The organism is Ruegeria sp. S263, assembly GCF_056780525.1.
The window spans coordinates 3,188,494-3,205,721 of sequence record NZ_CM165558.1 but is presented as its reverse complement, the minus strand read 5'-3'; the positions used below and the strand labels follow the sequence as shown (position 1 = coordinate 3,205,721).

17 protein-coding genes are annotated in these 17,228 nt (G+C 51.3%); 8 read left to right on the top strand and 9 right to left on the bottom strand.

Annotation, left to right across the window (positions count from 1 at the left end):
* The first annotated feature begins 4 nt into the window (after positions 1-4).
* Both ACT2B1_RS15855 and ACT2B1_RS15850 read left to right on the top strand, forming a co-directional pair.
* Entirely contained in the window at positions 5-541 is a 537-nt protein-coding gene (locus tag ACT2B1_RS15855; protein WP_481668134.1) for a hypothetical protein, read from the top strand.
* Between the two features lie 670 nt (positions 542-1,211).
* Positions 1,212-1,460 (top strand): hypothetical protein, encoded by a 249-nt coding sequence (locus ACT2B1_RS15850; protein WP_321251721.1) that lies wholly within the window; start codon positions 1,212-1,214, stop codon positions 1,458-1,460.
* A gap of 126 nt (positions 1,461-1,586) precedes the next feature.
* On the opposite strand, the gene ACT2B1_RS15845 is transcribed toward ACT2B1_RS15850, so the two are convergent.
* From ACT2B1_RS15845 to ACT2B1_RS15835, 3 genes are all read right to left on the bottom strand, one after another.
* The gene (locus ACT2B1_RS15845) at positions 1,587-2,354 is read right to left on the bottom strand and encodes a hypothetical protein (RefSeq protein WP_481668133.1); all 768 of its coding nucleotides are present in this window, start codon (positions 2,352-2,354) and stop codon (positions 1,587-1,589) included.
* A gap of 314 nt (positions 2,355-2,668) precedes the next feature.
* Positions 2,669-2,962: a hypothetical protein gene (locus tag ACT2B1_RS15840; protein ID WP_481668132.1), complete on the bottom strand. Its 294-nt coding sequence runs from the start codon at positions 2,960-2,962 to the stop codon at positions 2,669-2,671.
* Between the two features lie 10 nt (positions 2,963-2,972).
* The gene (locus ACT2B1_RS15835; protein WP_481668131.1) at positions 2,973-3,656 is read right to left on the bottom strand and encodes a nucleotide-binding protein; all 684 of its coding nucleotides are present in this window, start codon (positions 3,654-3,656) and stop codon (positions 2,973-2,975) included.
* Between the two features lie 413 nt (positions 3,657-4,069).
* Between ACT2B1_RS15835 and ACT2B1_RS15830 the strand changes: the two genes are divergently transcribed.
* A complete protein-coding gene (locus ACT2B1_RS15830; protein ID WP_481668130.1) occupies positions 4,070-7,372 on the top strand; it encodes a hypothetical protein in 3,303 nt (1,100 codons plus the stop codon).
* 29 nt (positions 7,373-7,401) lie between these two features.
* Here the strand turns inward: ACT2B1_RS15830 and ACT2B1_RS15825 are convergent, their stop codons facing one another.
* On the bottom strand, positions 7,402-8,022 hold the full coding sequence (locus ACT2B1_RS15825) for a recombinase family protein (RefSeq protein WP_481668129.1): 621 nt from the start codon (positions 8,020-8,022) through the stop codon (positions 7,402-7,404).
* Between the two features lie 108 nt (positions 8,023-8,130).
* On the opposite strand from ACT2B1_RS15825, the gene ACT2B1_RS15820 reads away from it, so the two are divergent.
* The 3 genes from ACT2B1_RS15820 (at position 8,131) to ACT2B1_RS15810 (ending at position 11,914) form a co-directional block, all read left to right on the top strand.
* On the top strand, positions 8,131-9,930 hold the full coding sequence (locus tag ACT2B1_RS15820; protein WP_481668128.1) for an inositol monophosphatase family protein: 1,800 nt from the start codon (positions 8,131-8,133) through the stop codon (positions 9,928-9,930).
* Positions 9,931-9,969: 39 nt separating this feature from the next.
* Positions 9,970-10,224 carry a hypothetical protein gene (locus tag ACT2B1_RS15815; RefSeq protein WP_171123521.1) on the top strand — a complete coding sequence of 85 codons (255 nt, stop codon included), beginning with the start codon at positions 9,970-9,972 and terminating at the stop codon, positions 10,222-10,224.
* 238 nt (positions 10,225-10,462) lie between these two features.
* The gene (locus ACT2B1_RS15810) at positions 10,463-11,914 is read left to right on the top strand and encodes a DUF2779 domain-containing protein (protein WP_481668127.1); all 1,452 of its coding nucleotides are present in this window, start codon (positions 10,463-10,465) and stop codon (positions 11,912-11,914) included.
* Positions 11,915-11,917: 3 nt separating this feature from the next.
* Here ACT2B1_RS15810 and ACT2B1_RS15805 read toward each other — a convergent pair whose 3' ends face one another.
* From ACT2B1_RS15805 to ACT2B1_RS15785, 5 genes are all read right to left on the bottom strand, one after another.
* Positions 11,918-12,097, bottom strand: coding sequence for a hypothetical protein (locus tag ACT2B1_RS15805; RefSeq protein WP_141138502.1), 180 nt, complete (start codon positions 12,095-12,097; stop codon positions 11,918-11,920).
* A 20-nt stretch (positions 12,098-12,117) separates the two neighbouring features.
* Positions 12,118-12,612 (bottom strand): single-stranded DNA-binding protein, encoded by a 495-nt coding sequence (gene ssb, locus ACT2B1_RS15800; protein WP_217354432.1) that lies wholly within the window; start codon positions 12,610-12,612, stop codon positions 12,118-12,120.
* 358 nt (positions 12,613-12,970) lie between these two features.
* Positions 12,971-13,624, bottom strand: coding sequence for a hypothetical protein (locus ACT2B1_RS15795; protein WP_481668126.1), 654 nt, complete (start codon positions 13,622-13,624; stop codon positions 12,971-12,973).
* Positions 13,625-13,849, bottom strand: coding sequence for a helix-turn-helix domain-containing protein (locus ACT2B1_RS15790; protein WP_481668125.1), 225 nt, complete (start codon positions 13,847-13,849; stop codon positions 13,625-13,627).
* 253 nt (positions 13,850-14,102) lie between these two features.
* Positions 14,103-14,723, bottom strand: a complete 621-nt coding sequence (locus ACT2B1_RS15785) for a thermonuclease family protein (RefSeq protein WP_171123516.1) — start codon at positions 14,721-14,723, stop codon at positions 14,103-14,105.
* A gap of 391 nt (positions 14,724-15,114) precedes the next feature.
* On the opposite strand from ACT2B1_RS15785, the gene ACT2B1_RS15780 reads away from it, so the two are divergent.
* Both ACT2B1_RS15780 and ACT2B1_RS15775 read left to right on the top strand, forming a co-directional pair.
* Positions 15,115-16,395, top strand: coding sequence for a hypothetical protein (locus ACT2B1_RS15780; protein ID WP_152457318.1), 1,281 nt, complete (start codon positions 15,115-15,117; stop codon positions 16,393-16,395).
* Positions 16,395-17,174 (top strand): COG3904 family protein, encoded by a 780-nt coding sequence (locus ACT2B1_RS15775; protein ID WP_481668124.1) that lies wholly within the window; start codon positions 16,395-16,397, stop codon positions 17,172-17,174. The genes ACT2B1_RS15780 and ACT2B1_RS15775 overlap by 1 nt, the downstream gene beginning before the upstream one ends.
* The last annotated feature ends 54 nt before the right edge of the window (positions 17,175-17,228 follow it).

Genomic DNA, 17,228 nt, shown 5'->3' with positions numbered 1-17,228 from the left:
TCGCTTGGCCAAAAGTTTGGTAACGACCTTGCAAGAAACAACTTATCACCAACCGCGGGACGGGCCGTTGTTGCTTGCGTCCGCACATGCATTTGCCATCGAGCAAATGAGGTTACGCAATATGACAAAGACAGGATCTGCAAAGCTGTACCCAAATGGGATCCCCAATCACAATGAATGCTCTGCTTGGGTTGGCGTGCTGGATATTTGCGGCAAAAGATATCTTGTAACAGCGTTTGTTGAGATTTTTTCTCCATCCGACGCAGCACTTTTTTTAGAGATTCATGAAAGGCGCTCTGGTGTTCGAACCAGCCAAAAAGCAAAGCTTGAGGTCTTTCACAAAAGAACCGAGGAGAGCGAGCCACACCTTTTTGGAGTGGCAATAATCCACCAGAAACGTTTTGCGGTCGGATGTTGGATGTGCCGCGATACGAACGGGAAAAGGTACTTTCTTTTGACTTTTTCTATGATCGAGGAGCAGAAGCAGGTGCAGCCTGTCATTCGACGCCGACCGCGTATCAAGCCCGTTAGGCTGAAATAGTACGGTGTCGAAGGAGAGGCTGCACCTGCATGGCTATATCAAAGTGCGTACAGGTCATTTGGGGGTCCTTATGCATGTGGCAGGATGTGAAGCAGTTCGCCGAAAACAAGCAGAACATGAATGATCACTGCTGCGACGTGAAGTTGATGGTAGGCGGTTCGAATATACTCAAGCATGAGCATCTCCATTTGATTGTTTTCACGCAGTTCTTTTGACATGTCTAAAACTACATGTCAACGAAAAACCACCATAACATATTGTAAATATTACATTTTTTTAAGATGCATGCTTGAGGCCAGATATGAATTTGGAAGGCAAAAAGATAGAAAAGTGAAAAAGATAGAAATGAGAAACTGTAGAAAAGAGAAAATATAGAAAAGATAACCGGTGTTCGTCGATGAGCTCCGTTCAGAGCAGGTAACTAAACCCGCCAATTTAGAAACTTGGGAAGAACCGTTGAAGACTCGCTTGGGCTACCCCCGGTTTACCCCCTTTTTTCCTTGGTACAGAAAAAGGGGGGGTAACCCCTTGGACTAGCCGACTTTCCATCTCGTCGAGCAACTTGTCAGTAAATCTGATCGAAGATGGGCAAAAGCATGAATATTTGGATTAAGATTAGGAGCTAGGGGCCTGGACGATCCCTAAGGCGTTTGGAAGAAGGACGGCGTGCATGTTGAATGACAATATTCTTGTTTTCAAAAACGATTTGGAGCGGTGGGCTGCACTTTGCGCAATGGACGGCATCCGCTACGTTGGAAAGCCGGTCGATCCTGAGGCTGCTGAACAGCTCTTGGACGGGGTGTGGGAGTTCGTAACCGAAACTTGCGATGAAGCGGGGTTTGAGCATCCGGATCGAGACAAGGCCATTGGAATCCTTAGAGACCTAGTCATTGAATTCTCAGAAGAATTTGATGAATGACTCCTCAGGCGACCTATCAGCTTACTGTGTGGAACAAACAATAAAGAGAAAAGTTCGCAGTTTGCGAAAGGTAGTTGCCTCGTAGACGCGAAACTTGGAACAGCTGAGATTACTTCGTTCCCGCCTTTACATGCTGCGTCCTAAAGCGCGGCGCTCAAATGCAACAGGGTCGAAGCCGGCATGTTCAAACTTTTCTTTTGTAACCCAGGAAATCATGCTGTGGGCATGCACGTATGTTAAACCTCTGTCACGCCAATGTGCGCGACGAGCCGTCCAAAGTGGATACAAACCAAGCCTGACCTGCTGAATACAAAAGACTAGTTGGTCTTTCGTGAAGTCTTCTTCACGGAACGGGATAGGTCCTTCTTTTCTCGCTTTTCTAAACGCGACAGACCAAGCTTCGTGGTTCGCGCGCATTGCATTTAGCATCCGCTGTTGTTCTTCAGTGAGCCTTTGCGCAGCATCACGCTCCGCCTTTTCTTTGGCTTCTTTTTCCATTCTTAATGCTCTGAGGCGCAACGTGTTTTGCTCACGAGCTCTGCGGTCTCGAAGCAAAGCGTCTTTTACTTCTTTTTTGGAGAGCTTCTTTGACTTCCTTTTGGTCGCTGTTTGAACCGTGGTCGGGGCGTTTCCTGCTTCTGTATTAGATAGAGGAACTGCAACGGTGGGCTTTTCAACTAGCGTCAGTGCTCCCGCAGTAAATTTCTTATATCGCTTACATGCATCGAGCGCGTTTCGGGCATGTCTTTGGATCACGCTAGACTGGCTATTTTTGAGCCTTTGCTCCCAGTAGGTGATCGTCCCTTCAACGCTTAGGTATGCCTTTGGGTTCTCGAGACACTCCGGAGCAATTTTTGTCCCGCTTGGGTAGATGTGAAGGGGTTTTTTTGCCAATATGCTGCCCGCCTTTCGATGTCATCGAAAGCATGAAAAAGCTTCATTTCGCTTCGCGCAAGATCAATTTGTCAATTACGCAACGTCGCCCAAGTCCGTTAGCAAAACGATTGCTTCGGTATGATTTTTGACCGGCAAATAGTTAGTCTTCGAATTACAGAAACTGAAAGGGTTTTGTCCTGAGAGTGATCGTCTCTTTGGGTTAAGGGTTGCCTTACCAATCTCTTTTTTCAAAAGAAAACAACGCACGGGTAAGGCAGGATAGTCGTACCAATTAAAGGTATCTCCGGGGCAAAGCACACCGGAGATTGGATTTAGAGCTTGAAGTCCTTGCCATTGGTTTTGAGGAAAGAAATTAGCGACAGCTCGAGAGCTCGAACGACTGTTAGCTCTTTAAACTCACGGAGTTCGTCCCATGCAGCGTATAGCTCCGGGTTTACATCTGAAGTAAAGGTTTTTGTCCGAAGTGCTGCTCTTCGTCGGCTTGGGCTCATCTGGGCCAATTTCAACTGTGACGGCGATACTGGTGCCTTGCGCTCGAAACTCATGTCGTCTGGTGTGTGTTCCTGAATGCTGCCAATATTCGGTACTTTAGTGTGCGTGCTCATCCGGCTCTCCTTATACATGTTCGTAGCCAGGTGTTGTGGCGCGCAGTAGAACCTCGCGAGCCAGTGCCCTCGCATTTTCGCAAGCTGATTTTGGTGAAGATCCTTGGAACGAACGAGGTAGATCGACGTAGTCTCCACCCAGACTCATCATCGCTTGAAACATGGGTCGAGCCGCCAATTGCGTTTTGAAAATTGGCGCACCGGCTTCTTCGAGAATGGCTTTAATAGCGCCTGTGATCCGGAACTCTACTGCCCCGGGTTCAGTCTGGTTGAGCAGTACACCAGCCGGAATTTTCCGACCCAGAACCTGGCTTTTTTGACCTACTTGCTTGAGAACCTGTACGGCTCCTAGCGCATCCATCCTGCTTGCCCGGCATGGTACAACCACAAAGTCAGAAACCAAGACTGCGTCAATCAGGCTGGCATCATTTGAACCTTCGACATCCACCAGTACAAAATCCGCCTCTACTGCGGACTTGAAGACGGCATCCGTAAGGTTCTCTGGGTCAACTGGGCGCACATCGATATTGCGGTTCAGCGGTTTCAGGTTCGCCCAACTGGAAATCCAACGTTTTGGATCAGTGTCCAGAATGATTGAGGACAGGTCTAGCCTTGAGAGTTCTTGGGAAATCAACGCACATGTGGTTGATTTTCCACATCCGCCTTTTGCAGAAAGAAACGAAATAACAGGCACTTAAAAACTCCTTTTTCTAGCCTGGTTCCATATTGGCAGATCGACCTTTCGGAAAATTTAAGGATGCTTTGGAAAACCAAGTAGTGGGATGCCAAGCTTCAGAAAGGATTTGTTTGCCTTGGATTTGAAAAGACGGACATAGCAAGACTTGGCTCGGCAAAGCTTACCATTCCAATCCTACCCTTGGGCTAGCTTGGGTGATGCGTGAGGTTAACAAAACCTGAACGCCCGCCTCGAAACCGGACCTACGAAACCACCGCTAAATCCAACATTGAGACACTGCATCCGTCAGCAATTTCGCTGGCCAATGGAAGAGAGCCACAAAGGTTGGGTCCGAGCAGTGCGACTGACTTTTTGAAAGTCCTTTTGCGGAAACTTAACGCGCCTGGCCAAGTGCTTCAGGAGAAAGAAATATGGCAATTGATGCCAAGCGGACAACGAAGGCCGCCGCCAAAACTAATGTATTCAAAGTAACTGTCCTAGAGGCCAGCACCAATAAACCTCAAACGAAGGTGTTTCATCCAGGCGGGGTGGAGCGCAGCAGTCGAGCAAAACACTTCAAACCTCATGAAGCCGAAATCTCAGGGTTTGATGGTCTGGCAGCTTTGCTCACAGAGCTGGCTCACGAGCCGTCCAAAGTGGTCGTGATGGGCTCAGTCACCAAGGCATGCCGCAATCAACAGAAAATACGGAGATTGGCCAATCCACGTGACGGGGTGCCTGCGACGCTGGAAGACAGAGGCTCCTACCTTTTACATTTCGATGTGGATGATCTCGTACGTCCCGGCCATTTGGGATGGGAAGATCCGGCGACCTTAGCGCGATGGGCCTGGAGCGAACTCTGTCGCAAGATGCCTGTGCTGCAAGGTGTATCCGTGGTTTGGCAAGCGTCTTCCAGCGCGGCAATCCCCGGAAAAGACGACTTCGCCAAGTTTCACTTTTGGTGCCTGGCAAACCGTCCTCTGTTTGCCCACGAGCGTCTATTTTTGTTCGAACATGTTGGAAGCGACAAGTCTCTCGCGGGCATTGCTCAACCCAATTATACGGCCTTCCCGATCTTTCAGGGCGTATCTGATCCACTCGCAGGACGCCCCAGATCAGGAGTGTTTAGAGGGTACAAAGGTTCCGTTGATGCCTCGCTCATTGCTTTCCCAATCGAAGCCAAGAAAAGGCATGCCAATCCAAGGCAGTCCAATAGAAGAAACGACAAGGGTTCTCTTCCAAAGCCTTTAGAAGGATGCACGTCTACATCCAGTTTTGGGCGACAGCAGTTGTCCAAGGCCTGCGAACGAATCGTGCTGAAGGGGGCATCCAATCCTCGGATCTTCGACGAAGTTCAACTCGTTGGCGGCTACGTAGCAGGTGGACACATTTCCTTCGACGAAGCTCGAGTAAGCCTTGTCGAAGCTGCGCGATCTGTTGGATACAAACGTGCGGACGAAGTAGTTGAGAACGGTCTCGAAACTGGCCTGGAGCGACCGCTCAGCCAAAGCGACATTAAAGTCGCGACAGTACCTTTCTATCCAGCTCCGACCCTCCATCGTGAAGAGGCCATCGCAAAGCATGCCCAGGTTTTGGAAGACTGGGGAAGACAAGCCTTGGCTTACCATGCCAAATCTTGGCAATTCACAGATGGCCCTCGACCTGTAACAGCGCCGCGTGTTCTTCTGTCCGGGGCGCAAGGCGTTGGGAAGACAGCGTTCCTCGTTGGCAGAGAGGGAGCGCCGGGCTTTCTTCACAAAACACATGGCCTGGTTTCACTGATGCTCTTGCCGGATCATGCAAAAGTTCAAGAAGCGCTCGACGACTATATCGTCAATGCGCCGGCTGGTGCTCCCCTCGCGATAGGCCTACGTGGGCGGGGTCAGCCCGACCCAATGGAAAATGGAGTAAAAATGTGCCGGGTGTTTGAGACAGCCCAGCACGTGTCGGCTCGAGGTTGGTCGGTTCGTTCATCGCTATGCAAACGATGTCCACATCAAGACACTTGCGGGTATCTTCGCCAAGAGGCCGAGATCAAACGGGCTTTGAGGAACAAGACTGGTCTAATCGTTTTTGCGCCGCACGAACTTGGCTACTTGCCGCTGCCGGGTGAAGCGAAACCTGACCTTGTCCTCTTTGATGAACGTCCGAGAGATTTCGCCGTTGAATGTGTAGATGTCACATTGGAAGAACTCGGTGACTTCATTCTTCCTGAGGCCCGGTCATTTTCGGAGGAACACGGCGCTACGAAAGGAGTTGCTCCCGTTGTCGATGAGCATCCCGTTACCCGTGTTCAACGAGCCCTTTTAAGTTCGCTTGGGCAGTCTTGCAGTGTGTCTCTGAATGCACTCAGAGCCTCTGGCATAACGTCCATACTCCTCGAACAAGCTATCGCGGCACTCGAAGCCTTTAACTCGAAATCGGTGTCAGTGATTCTTCGAAAGGCTCTGGGCTATGGCACTCAAACATGGAACACGCGGGACATTGCGCGCTTGCGCAATAGGCTGCAAAGACTGCCCACCGAAGAAGCTCAGTCGCTTCAGTTTTTGCTCGAGTGCCTTCGCTCCGAAATCGATAATGGTCTTGAAGAAGCCGTGGGCGTTTTCAAACAAGGCCCTGATTGGCGCGACCCAAAACGCGAGCCGAGTTTGACAGCTGTTAGGGTCAAGTCGCTTAAGCATGGAAACGACGTCCCCTTTCTGTATCTTGATGGAACGGCAGATCAAGATTTGTCTCGTGTAGCTTTTGGGTCGGATCTTGAATGCCATCACCATCCGGTGGAGCGAAACGCCAAAATTACTCAGGTAGTAGGATGCAATTTTTCTAAGCGTCGACTGTGTCAGGAAAGCCAAGCTCGTCAAGGATTAAGCACAAAGATCCTAGAAGAAAACCAAAGACTCAAAGCCTGGGTTGAACAAGTCATTGCGCGCCAGCCTAACGCCGCGGTGTTTGCAAACAAAAGTGTTCTCCAGTCACTCGACTTTATCAACACCGAACGAGCAGGGCACTTTGGTGCTCTAAGGGGGCAGAACAGATGGGAGGGTTGCCCTTCAGCACTTGTAATTGGCCGTGAGCAACCGGCTTGTCAGGACATAGAGCGCATCGCGCGAGCCTATGCTGCCGCTACAGGTGATGCCTTCCAAAGTGGGGAGTACACTAAAGTATCTAGAGGTATCCGGCTGAAAGGAGGGGTTTCGCCCTTAGAGGTCGTTGCACATCCCGATGCTTGGGGGGATAGGATTCTCAGGCAAATCCGGGAAATGGAGATATTACAGGCGATGGATCGCATCCGGTTGATCCACAATGAATGTCCCAAAAACGTGTATCTGCTTTCACCCGTGGTTGTGGATGCCACTGTTGACCGCATTGAACAATGGCGGAGTTTCAAAAAGGGCGGCACACGGATCCAACGTGCCGTTCAATCCCATGATGTGATATTTCTTTCACCGACTGACTGTGCCAGGTTCATGCCGGATATCTGGGCTTCCAAACAGCTCGCTGCGCAAGACCTCCCCACCGCGAAAGAAATGTCAAAAGACCCATATAGATTTATCTATGGTGGGGGCTTTGACGGTAAGTGCGCGATCCAAGTCACGTTTCGATTAAAAAACAATGCTGGGCGTACATCGCGGGAAAAGTCAGCCCTGATTTTCGGCGACGACAGAAGGGCACGAACAAAATTGGAAGCGGTCACAGGACCCCTGGCATCATTTCAAAAGCTTAGTGGCGCTTAACTCCGACTCAGGGAAGAACGGGAGCAACCTCATTTGTGCTTTTTCATGAAGGCTCTGAGATTGCTCTCTCGCCATGGTTTCCCTGTTGGTGAGGGAGTTTTTTCCATGTTCAATTGTTCGGCTATTGCGTTCACGCTCAGACCGGTTTCCTGAAGCTCTAAACTTCGACGCAATGCAAACGCTTCTCGTTCGTGCTTGGAGTTCATCCAGTCCGAGTGCCGCTTGCGCCAATCGCCAAAATGCTGGCCGGGGTCGAAAGTCCATTCAGCGGACAGCAGCGGATCAGGCGGGATGCGAATAAATGGCATGTCAGCGTTTTCAAACCATTCGTCCATATACCCATTCCGACGCCAGTTCTGCACAACTGAAAAATCGACGACTAGAATGGTTGCACTACTGGTTCGACACATGCGCTCAATGAAGTCCAGAGCTGATTGGATGTGTACGCTGCCCCTGTCAGGTTCGATTTCGAGAAAAATCTCTTCATGTATGAGATTGTAGTCATGGTCTTTCGCGTATCGTCTGATCAGTTCCATCTGATAGCGAATAGTTTTGCTGACAGTGGCCGCAGCTTCCAAATCTTTCGGTAGTTCTACAAAATGCGCCCAAGTAACAGGTAGTGTCCAATAGAAACCTACAGCGTTTTCCACGCGTTACACTCGCTTAGTTCGAATTCCGCAAAATCCCGAGGGATCCAAATTCAGGTCTGACGGTTGGTTAAGTTGGCGTCAATCGAAAGAATCCACGGAGAACCTTCAATGATCAATAAGACCAAAAACCCGATTTCTAAAAAACTGCCAGCAATCATCCAATTGGTAAAAACGGCCGGTGCAATGATCCGAGCCGAGTTTCATCGACCAGAGGGGCCGCGCGGAACCCTTCACAAGGCCATCGTCGACACCGAAGTAGAAGCCTTTTTGAAAACAAATCTGATGCGCCTTCAGCCAGCAAGCTGGCTTGGAGAAGAGACTGAAAGCTCGTTGATCGACGGGTCTCTGACATGGGTGATTGATCCTCATGACGGGACGGCGGACTTTATGAAGGGCTTGCGCGGGTCCGCTGTGTCCGTGGCGCTGCTTGAAAACAATACGCCCATACTGGGCGTGGTGTATGCACCCACAGCTCCGGACGATGCGGGCGATCTGATCACGTGGGCAAAAGGAGGCAACCTGAAACGCAATGGAAAGGTTATCAATCCGACCGGTTCCCAAGATAAGCCAATTGTTGGACTAAATGCAGACGCAGCAGATTTTGCCCTGGCCAACCACGTTAGCCTCAAAGGGCTCCGTGTGCGCACACTGCCTAGCCCCGCCTACAGATTGGCGCTCGCCGCTGTAGGGGAGCTCGACGCTGCCATGAGTTTGGTAGGTGGGTTGTCTTCTTGGGATATTGCTGGTGGACACGCCCTGATAATTGGTGCTGGCAAGGTCATCGCACAGAGGAACGGAAGTCCTATCGACTACAGTCAAACCTCCTTCGATGGTGTTGTCGCAGGCGCGGAAGCTTTGGTACGCGGATTGTCCGGTGCCCAAATGACCGCGCACCCGAAATCCGCCCGCTGCCCTGCCGTTCCCTGCAAACGCACAAATCTGCCCGTTAGCCTCTCGCGTGCACATGGTGTCTTGTTGGGACAATTGGCAGGCGATGCGTTGGGGTCATTCGTGGAATTTCAGGAGGCAGAAACGATTGCCCGCAGGCATCCGGGTGGTGTCGACAGTCTTCAGGATGGCGGCACTTGGAGCCTGATTGCTGGCCAACCCACAGATGACAGTGAAATGGCTTTGGCACTGGCCCGGAGCCTGTGCGCAATGGATCGTTTCGACAGAGATCACGTGGCGAATGCTTATGTCGAATGGCGGACGTCCCGACCCTTCGACATTGGAATGACAACCAGCAGTGCAATATCTGCGCTGGCACAAGGTGACCCCGTCGCCTCAGATAGCCAAGCAAACGGGGCATTGATGCGTGTGAGCCCTATAGGGGTCTTTGCAAGCGGAACGCCTGCGCTGGCCGCAGAGATCGCACGCCAAGACGCTTCTCTCACCCATCCGAATGAGGTGACCGTTGCTGCCAATGCTGCCTTTGCTGCGGCGGTATCTACGGGTGTGGCTGGAGGGAGCAAGGAAGACATGTGGTCGTCCGCTTATGCCAATGCGGGTCAGGATGAAGGCGCGGCTATTGTACGCGGCCGGCTTCTGGCAGCACGAACGAAACGTCCCACCGAGTTCCAGCATCAAATGGGTTGGGTACTCACGGCGTTTCAGAACGCATTCTATTGCTTGATGGCCGAGCAATCGCTTCGGGATGCGGTGGTTGGAACTGTCGCTTGTGGCGGAGACACCGATACAAATGCTGCAATTTGCGGTGCTCTTGTCGGAGCGTTGCAGGGACGCGATGCCGTACCGTTGCAATGGCGAAATGCCGTTTTGACCTGTCGACCAGTTATAGCGGATGACATCCATCACCCACGAGCCAAAACCTATTGGCCGGACGATGCACTAGACCTTGCTGAGGCGCTGTTAGTTGCAGGCGCGGCGGCCAACCAAGATGCAATTTGATTGCAAATCGAAATTGAGCAAAAGTTGGAGGATTGATCGATGAACGACTTCAAAAACTTGAACAAGCAGCGCCAGACTCTGCTGAAAATCAAAATTGATGGATATATCGAAGCGGCCATTTTGGCCGCAAAAACAAATAACATTGGTTTGAGCGAAGCAGTGTTTCTCACCACACAGGGTTTGATCAGGGAGATGGCGGCGCAGTCTATTGAGAAAGACAAGGCGCGCCTCCTAATGGATGCTGCATTTAAGAGTGCCTTTCCCGAACACCACGCGCGCGTCGCAACCCACTGACGGCTTTTTGCAGTCTAAAGAAATCACTGTTTTCCGCTGTAATGCGTAGCCGTCTCGAAAGTTAGGAGGAACTTCGGTCGGTCGTTGGTGTGATTGAGTGCTACTTCCTTCAGGAACGAACGTGGTCGCGGTATCGCTCCGAAAAGCCAGGCGTAGACAAATGAGGGTTATGGTGTTCGTTTACCTGTAGGGCCCACTCTGGAATGCAAATAATACGATGCTATCCAAATCAGATTACATGATGTTTCTCAGGCACCCCGCCTGGCTATGGATCAAAAAACACGCCAGGCATCTGTTGCCGCCAATTGACCCCTCATTGCAAGCACGCTTTGACGAGGGGCACGCGTTTGAGCCTTATGCAGAGGAGCTATTTGGTGATCTCGTTCGCCTCGGTTTTTCAGATTTTTCAGAATACCAGGCTCTGCCCGCGCGTACTCTGGATGCTTGGAGAGATGGTGCGAACGCCGTGGCGCAGGGACGCTTTGAAGATGGAACCATAACTTGCATCTCCGACATCGTGAGCCGCAGTGACGATGGGTACGTTCTGACAGAGATCAAGAGCGGGACTTCTGCAAAGCCCGAACATGCGTTTGATCTCGCATTCCAGCGTGTGGTGCTTGAGGCGGCCGGGTTCCCCATTGCGCGCTGCGAAGTGGCACATGTGAACCGTGATTACGTCAGAAACGGCGAAATCAATCCGCAAGAGCTTGTTGGCATCACTGACATCACGGATGCTGTGACTGAGCAGCTCGAAAAAACACGCACGCGTATCGATCAGGCATTGAGCGTCGTTGCCAGCGGTACGATGCCTGATCCGTCCCCCGAACGTGCGCGCCTTAAATCCTATAGTGAATGGCTGGAGATCCGCGAGAAGCTAGACCCTCCAATCGCGCCGGACAGCATCCACCGCCTTCCGTTCATGAACGCGGAAAAAGCCTCCGAACTCATCGCAGACGGGATCACAAAGATTGACGAGATCAGTGATCCATCTGTGTTGGGCAAGTCGACGCAACGCTACTTGAGAGCAGTGGCGAACGGTGCACGCACTATCGATCATCAGGAGTTAAGCAGGTTTCTGAGCGAGATTGTCTATCCGGTTCACTATTTTGACTACGAGACTTCTCAGAGTTTGCTGCCACCCTGGGACGGAACGCGTCCCTATCAGCAAGTGGCTTTCCAGTATTCCTTGCATATCCAGCATGAGCCTGGCGGAGAAATCGAGCACAGGGAATATCTCCACCGCGCCTCCAGTAATCCGATGCCAGCCTTGCTTAAAAGACTTCGTGAGGACATGGGTGACGTTGGCTCCGTTGTGGTTTGGTATGCGCCGTTCGAAAAATCGCGCAATACGGAAATGGCGGAAACTTATCCAGAGCACGCTGAGTTTCTGGAAGGCCTAAATGCTCGTGTTGTAGATTTGATGAAGCCGTTTGCGGATGAAGTGATCAACGATCCCGCGCTCAAGGGAAGCGCCTCTATCAAGGCCGTTCTGCCTGCGTTTTTGCCAGAACTTTCATACGATGATCTGGATATCAAAGAGGGGGCAAGCGCGTCTCGTCTTTGGAAGGGAGTGACACTGACCCAACCGGACGATCCAGCGCGCGAGAAGGTCTATTCTGATCTTGTGGCCTATTGCACGCGCGACACCTGGGCAATGGTCGCAATTCATCGGGAATTGCTGGCGATGTGAGGTTTAGTGACAATCGTTTATTTCCTCTCTGTAAGATGGTACGCATCCTCCACCAAGCGGCCAAACTCTCCATTTTCTCAATGCTTTGGCGCAGTCCGCTTCTCCGTCTGGTAGTTTTTTCACCTCATGGCTTGCTTCGTATTCTGCAATAGCCTGTTTTTCCGTTTGGGTCAGTTTAGCCATTGTTCTCCACCTGTTAGAACTTAGAAAGGGATGTCGTCATCCAGGTTACGCATTGGTGAGTCAGCGGGCTTAGGCCAGCCGCTCACTAGGTCCGATTGATGAATACCTCCGCTCAGCACTTTCATCTCGCCTCGAAATTTTCGGAGAACTATCTCGACGGTGTGCACGGTCTGACCTTCAAGATTTTCCCAGGTACGCGTCTCAATCGCTCCCTCGACATACACTTTCGTACCTTTGGTTAGCCGCCGTTTGGCTAGGTCCACCAGGTATTCGTCTCGTAGAACGATTTGATGCCACTGCGTCAGCTCTCGCCACGTGTTGGTTTTCTTGTCTTTCCAGCTTGAATTCGTGGCGAGCGAAAACCGACAAATGGATTCGCCATTTTCGAAGATCTTGACCTCAGGCTTTGCACCCAGATTTCCGATAAGAATTGCTTTGTTACTTGATGACATTTTTTCCTCCCGGAACATACCTGTCTCCTGACCACGCAGAGCGCCGCCCTTGAAGTATTTCATTGAATTCGTTGTAGGTTTTGGGCTTAGCGCAAGTTTCGCTTGCGCTTGGCCACCCTGCTACGACGCTTGTGCGCGCGCAGCGTGCGCTCAGAACAATGGTAGCAAGTGACTACGTCCCCGGATGGTGACACGATCACTCGCAGCTTGCATGCTTCATCAAGGACAGCTTGGTCTGCCATTTCCGCAACCAATTCTCTCGCCACTTTTCTGCTCAGCCTGTAGCTATAACAGCCGTCACGTGTGTCAGATTCGTCCCCGAAGTTGAGCAGCAACAAAAGCGCTTTGCTTGTTATACAGCGTTGAGCAGCACGTTGTTTTGCGTGTTTTGTGAGGGCAATTGGATTTGAGCGTGAGTGGTTCATCCTTCATCCCCTTCCTCAAACAGCAAATTCTCGAATGTTGCCGCTGCTTTTGGGTCCCTGTCTTTAAAACGCTCAATGAATTTCTTCATGTCGGCCTTGGGCGGCAAGTTGTCCTTCAGCCACTTTAACCTTTCATCGGTGCGGTTCTCGTTCCACAAATCTTTGTGCATCAAATCGAGCCTAATCTTACCGTCTGCTATTGCAGTCGCGAGCTCTTTGTCTCCGCTGGTCAATTCAAGGAGAGCGGTTTCGTCGACAACAAAGTCTTTGCTTCCAGGACATTCACCCAGAGGAGTAACCCGAGTTCTAGACGAACCACCTGCCAAATAGTCAATGCAATTCGCGAACGGGTTACCAACTCCAATGCAGTCTAAGTAGTCGCCGGTTTCACTGTCCGTTCCAAATATCAGTCCGCTTTCTGCAAACGCCAGTTCAACCGCGACATGTTGTACAGAACTTGGATCAATCGGGTAGCGTTGGCTCACCTTCTCGAGTTCGCTGGCCTCTTGCCTTGCAAGCGTGTCAGAAAACTTTGCGATTGCCGCGAACATTATGGGTGCCAACTCGATTACTTCCGTCTGGCTTACGCCGTAACGGTTCTTCAATATTTGATAAGCATTGTGGGAAGCCACAGACAGCCTGGCGCTCACTTAAATCTTACCAGCACTTTGCTCTTCCAGCCGAGGGTCGAGTTTTTCGGGTTCGATATTTAGTTTGGACGCAATTGTCCTGATGTCTTCCTCTCCAGGTTGGTTCTGCCCAGACAACCACCTCCTGACAGTTCGGATATTTTTCCCAGTCCAGTCTTCAATTAGAGACTGCGTGAGTTTTCTGCTCTTTAGTGTTTCTTTCAGCAGCTTGTGATCGAGTGCCATACATTGTCCTTTACTTACCTATTGGACATATATTGAAGGGCATATCTTGGTGTATCAAGATGGCACTATTTTGCCCTATTTTGTCGTCTAAGCTATGCCATTTGCATTAATTCGGGAAAAATAGGACGCAGAATAGGGCAAATTTAGATCGCGCGATGCTGCCAGCTTTGTTAAGCAGAGAACCAATGAAAAGCTTGCATCCGGTGATTCTGTGCCGTGACCGCTGTGCGTTAAGGTTTGCTGGCAGATAGTTTCAATCGTTCATCTTCCGAGCCATTTGCTTTGCTTCATATTGCTTCCACAGACCCATGTGTCCATTTTGCCGTGCATTTGCCAGCCACAGCTTCTTTCGGGCATCAGGCATTTCCATTGATCGATACTTTCCGCCTGAGAATTTTGGCCAATCTATCGCTAGGCCGAGTTTGACCATTTCTGCGGATAGATCACGGCCATCCTCGAGGTAGCACTTTGCAACAGTCCGTCCGTGGGTATCTTGCTCGGTCACTTCCGCCCTAATTTTTTGACCCTTGCAGAGCGAAACGAGCGCCCATTTTGCCTTCTTGCCATAGGGGTGGTTCATCTCGGGAGCATCGACACCAAACAGACGGACCTGTGTTTTCTTAATGACCAATGTATCGCCATCTACAACGTACGCTGAACCCGCCAGTATCGTGACGTCGGGTTTCGGTAGCGTATGGTCTGGATCAAAACTCTGTGGCGGCGTTGTGCGCTGCCGTTGGTTCGTGGTCAATCTAGGTTTCTCATTCACACCTGACTGACTCGACGAAGTAGTTGTATCGCCTGGCCTGTTACTGCGAATTGCCAAATACACTGCAACAGCCAAAACCAAACCCAAAACTATCAAGATTTCCATGAGCTAGGTCTCCAAGAGTTAGGTCAATCAAATTTTTGCTCTGGATCAGGATCGAACCAAGCACACGTTCGGGTTGATACGCTAGGGACACATCATATTCACGCAGGGAGATGTGACGGATTTACCCCGCTGAGCGAATTCACGCGTGTGACAACGAGGCATATGATCCATGCTCATTGCCACTCCCAGAATGGCTATCGGAATTTCAATTGGTTGATGTTTTTCTCGTCTTCTAGAGCTGGCGGCGCAGTTTGGCAGAAAATCGCAGAAGAGTGGCAGCTTCGCAAAAGCAATCAATTCGTATCGTCCAGATGTGCAACCCAGGGTGAAAAGTCTTAATAAATGATTAAGTGACGAACTATCGCGTGATGAGTGTGGAGCCTGTTGTAGTATGACGGAGAACAAGGATCGCTTGACGGCTGAGGAAGCTAAGGGACTTAGGACCGCAAAAGAACTAGAAGGTCATCTTGCGTGGTTGGACACGTTTACCCCCGCAGCCTTGGGTGTCCTAGCCATCGCATCTGGTATCTACACCTATCTCGGCGTGTCCTCATTGCTCGAAGACAACGGTGCGGTTTCTTTCTTCGCAGCCGTTGCGTACTCAATCGCTGTCTCTGTGGGCATCTTCGTGTTTTGGAGCTACATGCTCCGTCTGCTGCCTTCAATGCGTACGGCTAGTGGCTTCATTGGTTTGACGATCTCCACGATTGTTGGCTCTGTCGCAATTATCGCCATGTCTAGCTGGCTGAACGCAGCCGCACTCGCAGGCTCGGCGGCAGTCGAACAACACTTGGAGAATACTGTTCGTGACTACCAAGCTGCTCTCGAGCAAGCCCACGACATAGCCCTCAGCGGTCAAGCGTTGGGTCGCGAAGTGGAACGCGCCCGCCAGAGTTTTGAAGAACTGGCGGAACTCGAGCAGTCCGGAGACCTCTCAGGCACCGCCGGTCGGGGTGCCGTGTTTCGTGTTCTGACACAAAAAGCTGAGGAGTTGCGGAACCTTGAAGAGCAGATCGCGGCGCAGCAAGAACCTATCGAGGAAGCCTTCCAACAAGGCAACGAAATCCTCGCAAAGATGCGCGAGCTTACTGTAGCCCCCGGTCCAGTGGATCGCCGTTCGGTTCAGTTTTCCGAGGAAAGCGTGAAGCTGGCGGGTGTTATCTCGCGCCTCAACCAGTACAGCGTAGCACCACTTGTTGCTCGTGCTGCTGAGGACCTGCCATCCTCGGTCGTACTTCCAGAGCTTGATGGGCGCAGTTCCGACGTGCGAGACGCGCAATCGTCCACAATCAACTCCGTTTTGAATGCGCTGGACCAGCGCAGCAAGACACTCAAGAACGCCGCTGACGAGGTATTGGACATGGAGCCGCCCATCGAGACGGCATATAACCCGATTTCCAGCGCCGATGCAGTAATCAAGTACGCGCACAACTTCGTACCTTCTTGGGCTGGAGCTATAGCCATCGACTTGTTGCCCGCCGTGTTGGTGTTTGTGCTGGCTATCACTCAAGCCGCAATCCGCAGTGGTAAGGACGGCATGAGCATTGAGGATACTCTGACGCTTTCTGACCTTAGAGCGGCAATGAACGCCATGAAGGACGTAGAGGCGACTATGGGCGTGGCAGACGCAGCTATCCTCAACCGCGCCACTCCACAAAAAGATGAAACGTGATGAGCCTGTTAAGTCGTCTCGATCCTCGTTCAGGGCTGCGCTACGTTCTCATCCTACAGCTTGCTATTGCAGGCGTTCTGATAGCGTCGGACGTTCTTGGTGTAATACCAAGCCCGTTCAAGAAGCGTGTTCAACTCCCGACTGGTCCGATAACCCCCGGCGATCAACGTCGAGAGTATCGCACTGACCGCAGTGATCCATCGCTTGTGCCTCAAGACGGGCCACTAGACGTCCCCGTACCTGAAGCATTTCCAAGCCGATTGGACTTCACGGTTCAGGAAGTCGAAGGACTGGGGAGGGTACTTCTACTCAGCGGTCAGATAGAGGTGGATAACTCGTCTCGCTTCGCTTCGTACTTGTCGGACATGCAGGAGAAGCCTGACCTGGTAGCTCTTCACAGCCCGGGAGGAGTGGTTTCAGAGGCATTGTCCATCGGTAAGAAAGTTAGAGAGGCTGAGCTGGCTTCTGCCGTTCTCGCTGGCGCGATGTGCGTGTCCTCATGCCCTTACATCCTAGCAGGCGGAGAAGATCGCATTGTCTCGCTGCGCGGCCTTGTGGGTATGCACCAACACTACTACGAGCAGCCCCGCCTGATTCCAGTCGTTTTCGCCGTCGAGGGTATCCAAAAAGGGCAAGGAGAAACTATGCAGCATCTCATCGACATGGGTGTGGAACCGGCGCTCATGTTGTATTCGCTGAATACTCCTCCGGAGGAGATCTATGCGCTTGTCGAGGATGAACTCGTAGATACCCGCATAGCAACCCAAATAATCGATTAACACCAGACACCGAGGACTTTGCCTTGTTCAAGAAGCTAACCATTGCCGCGGCGC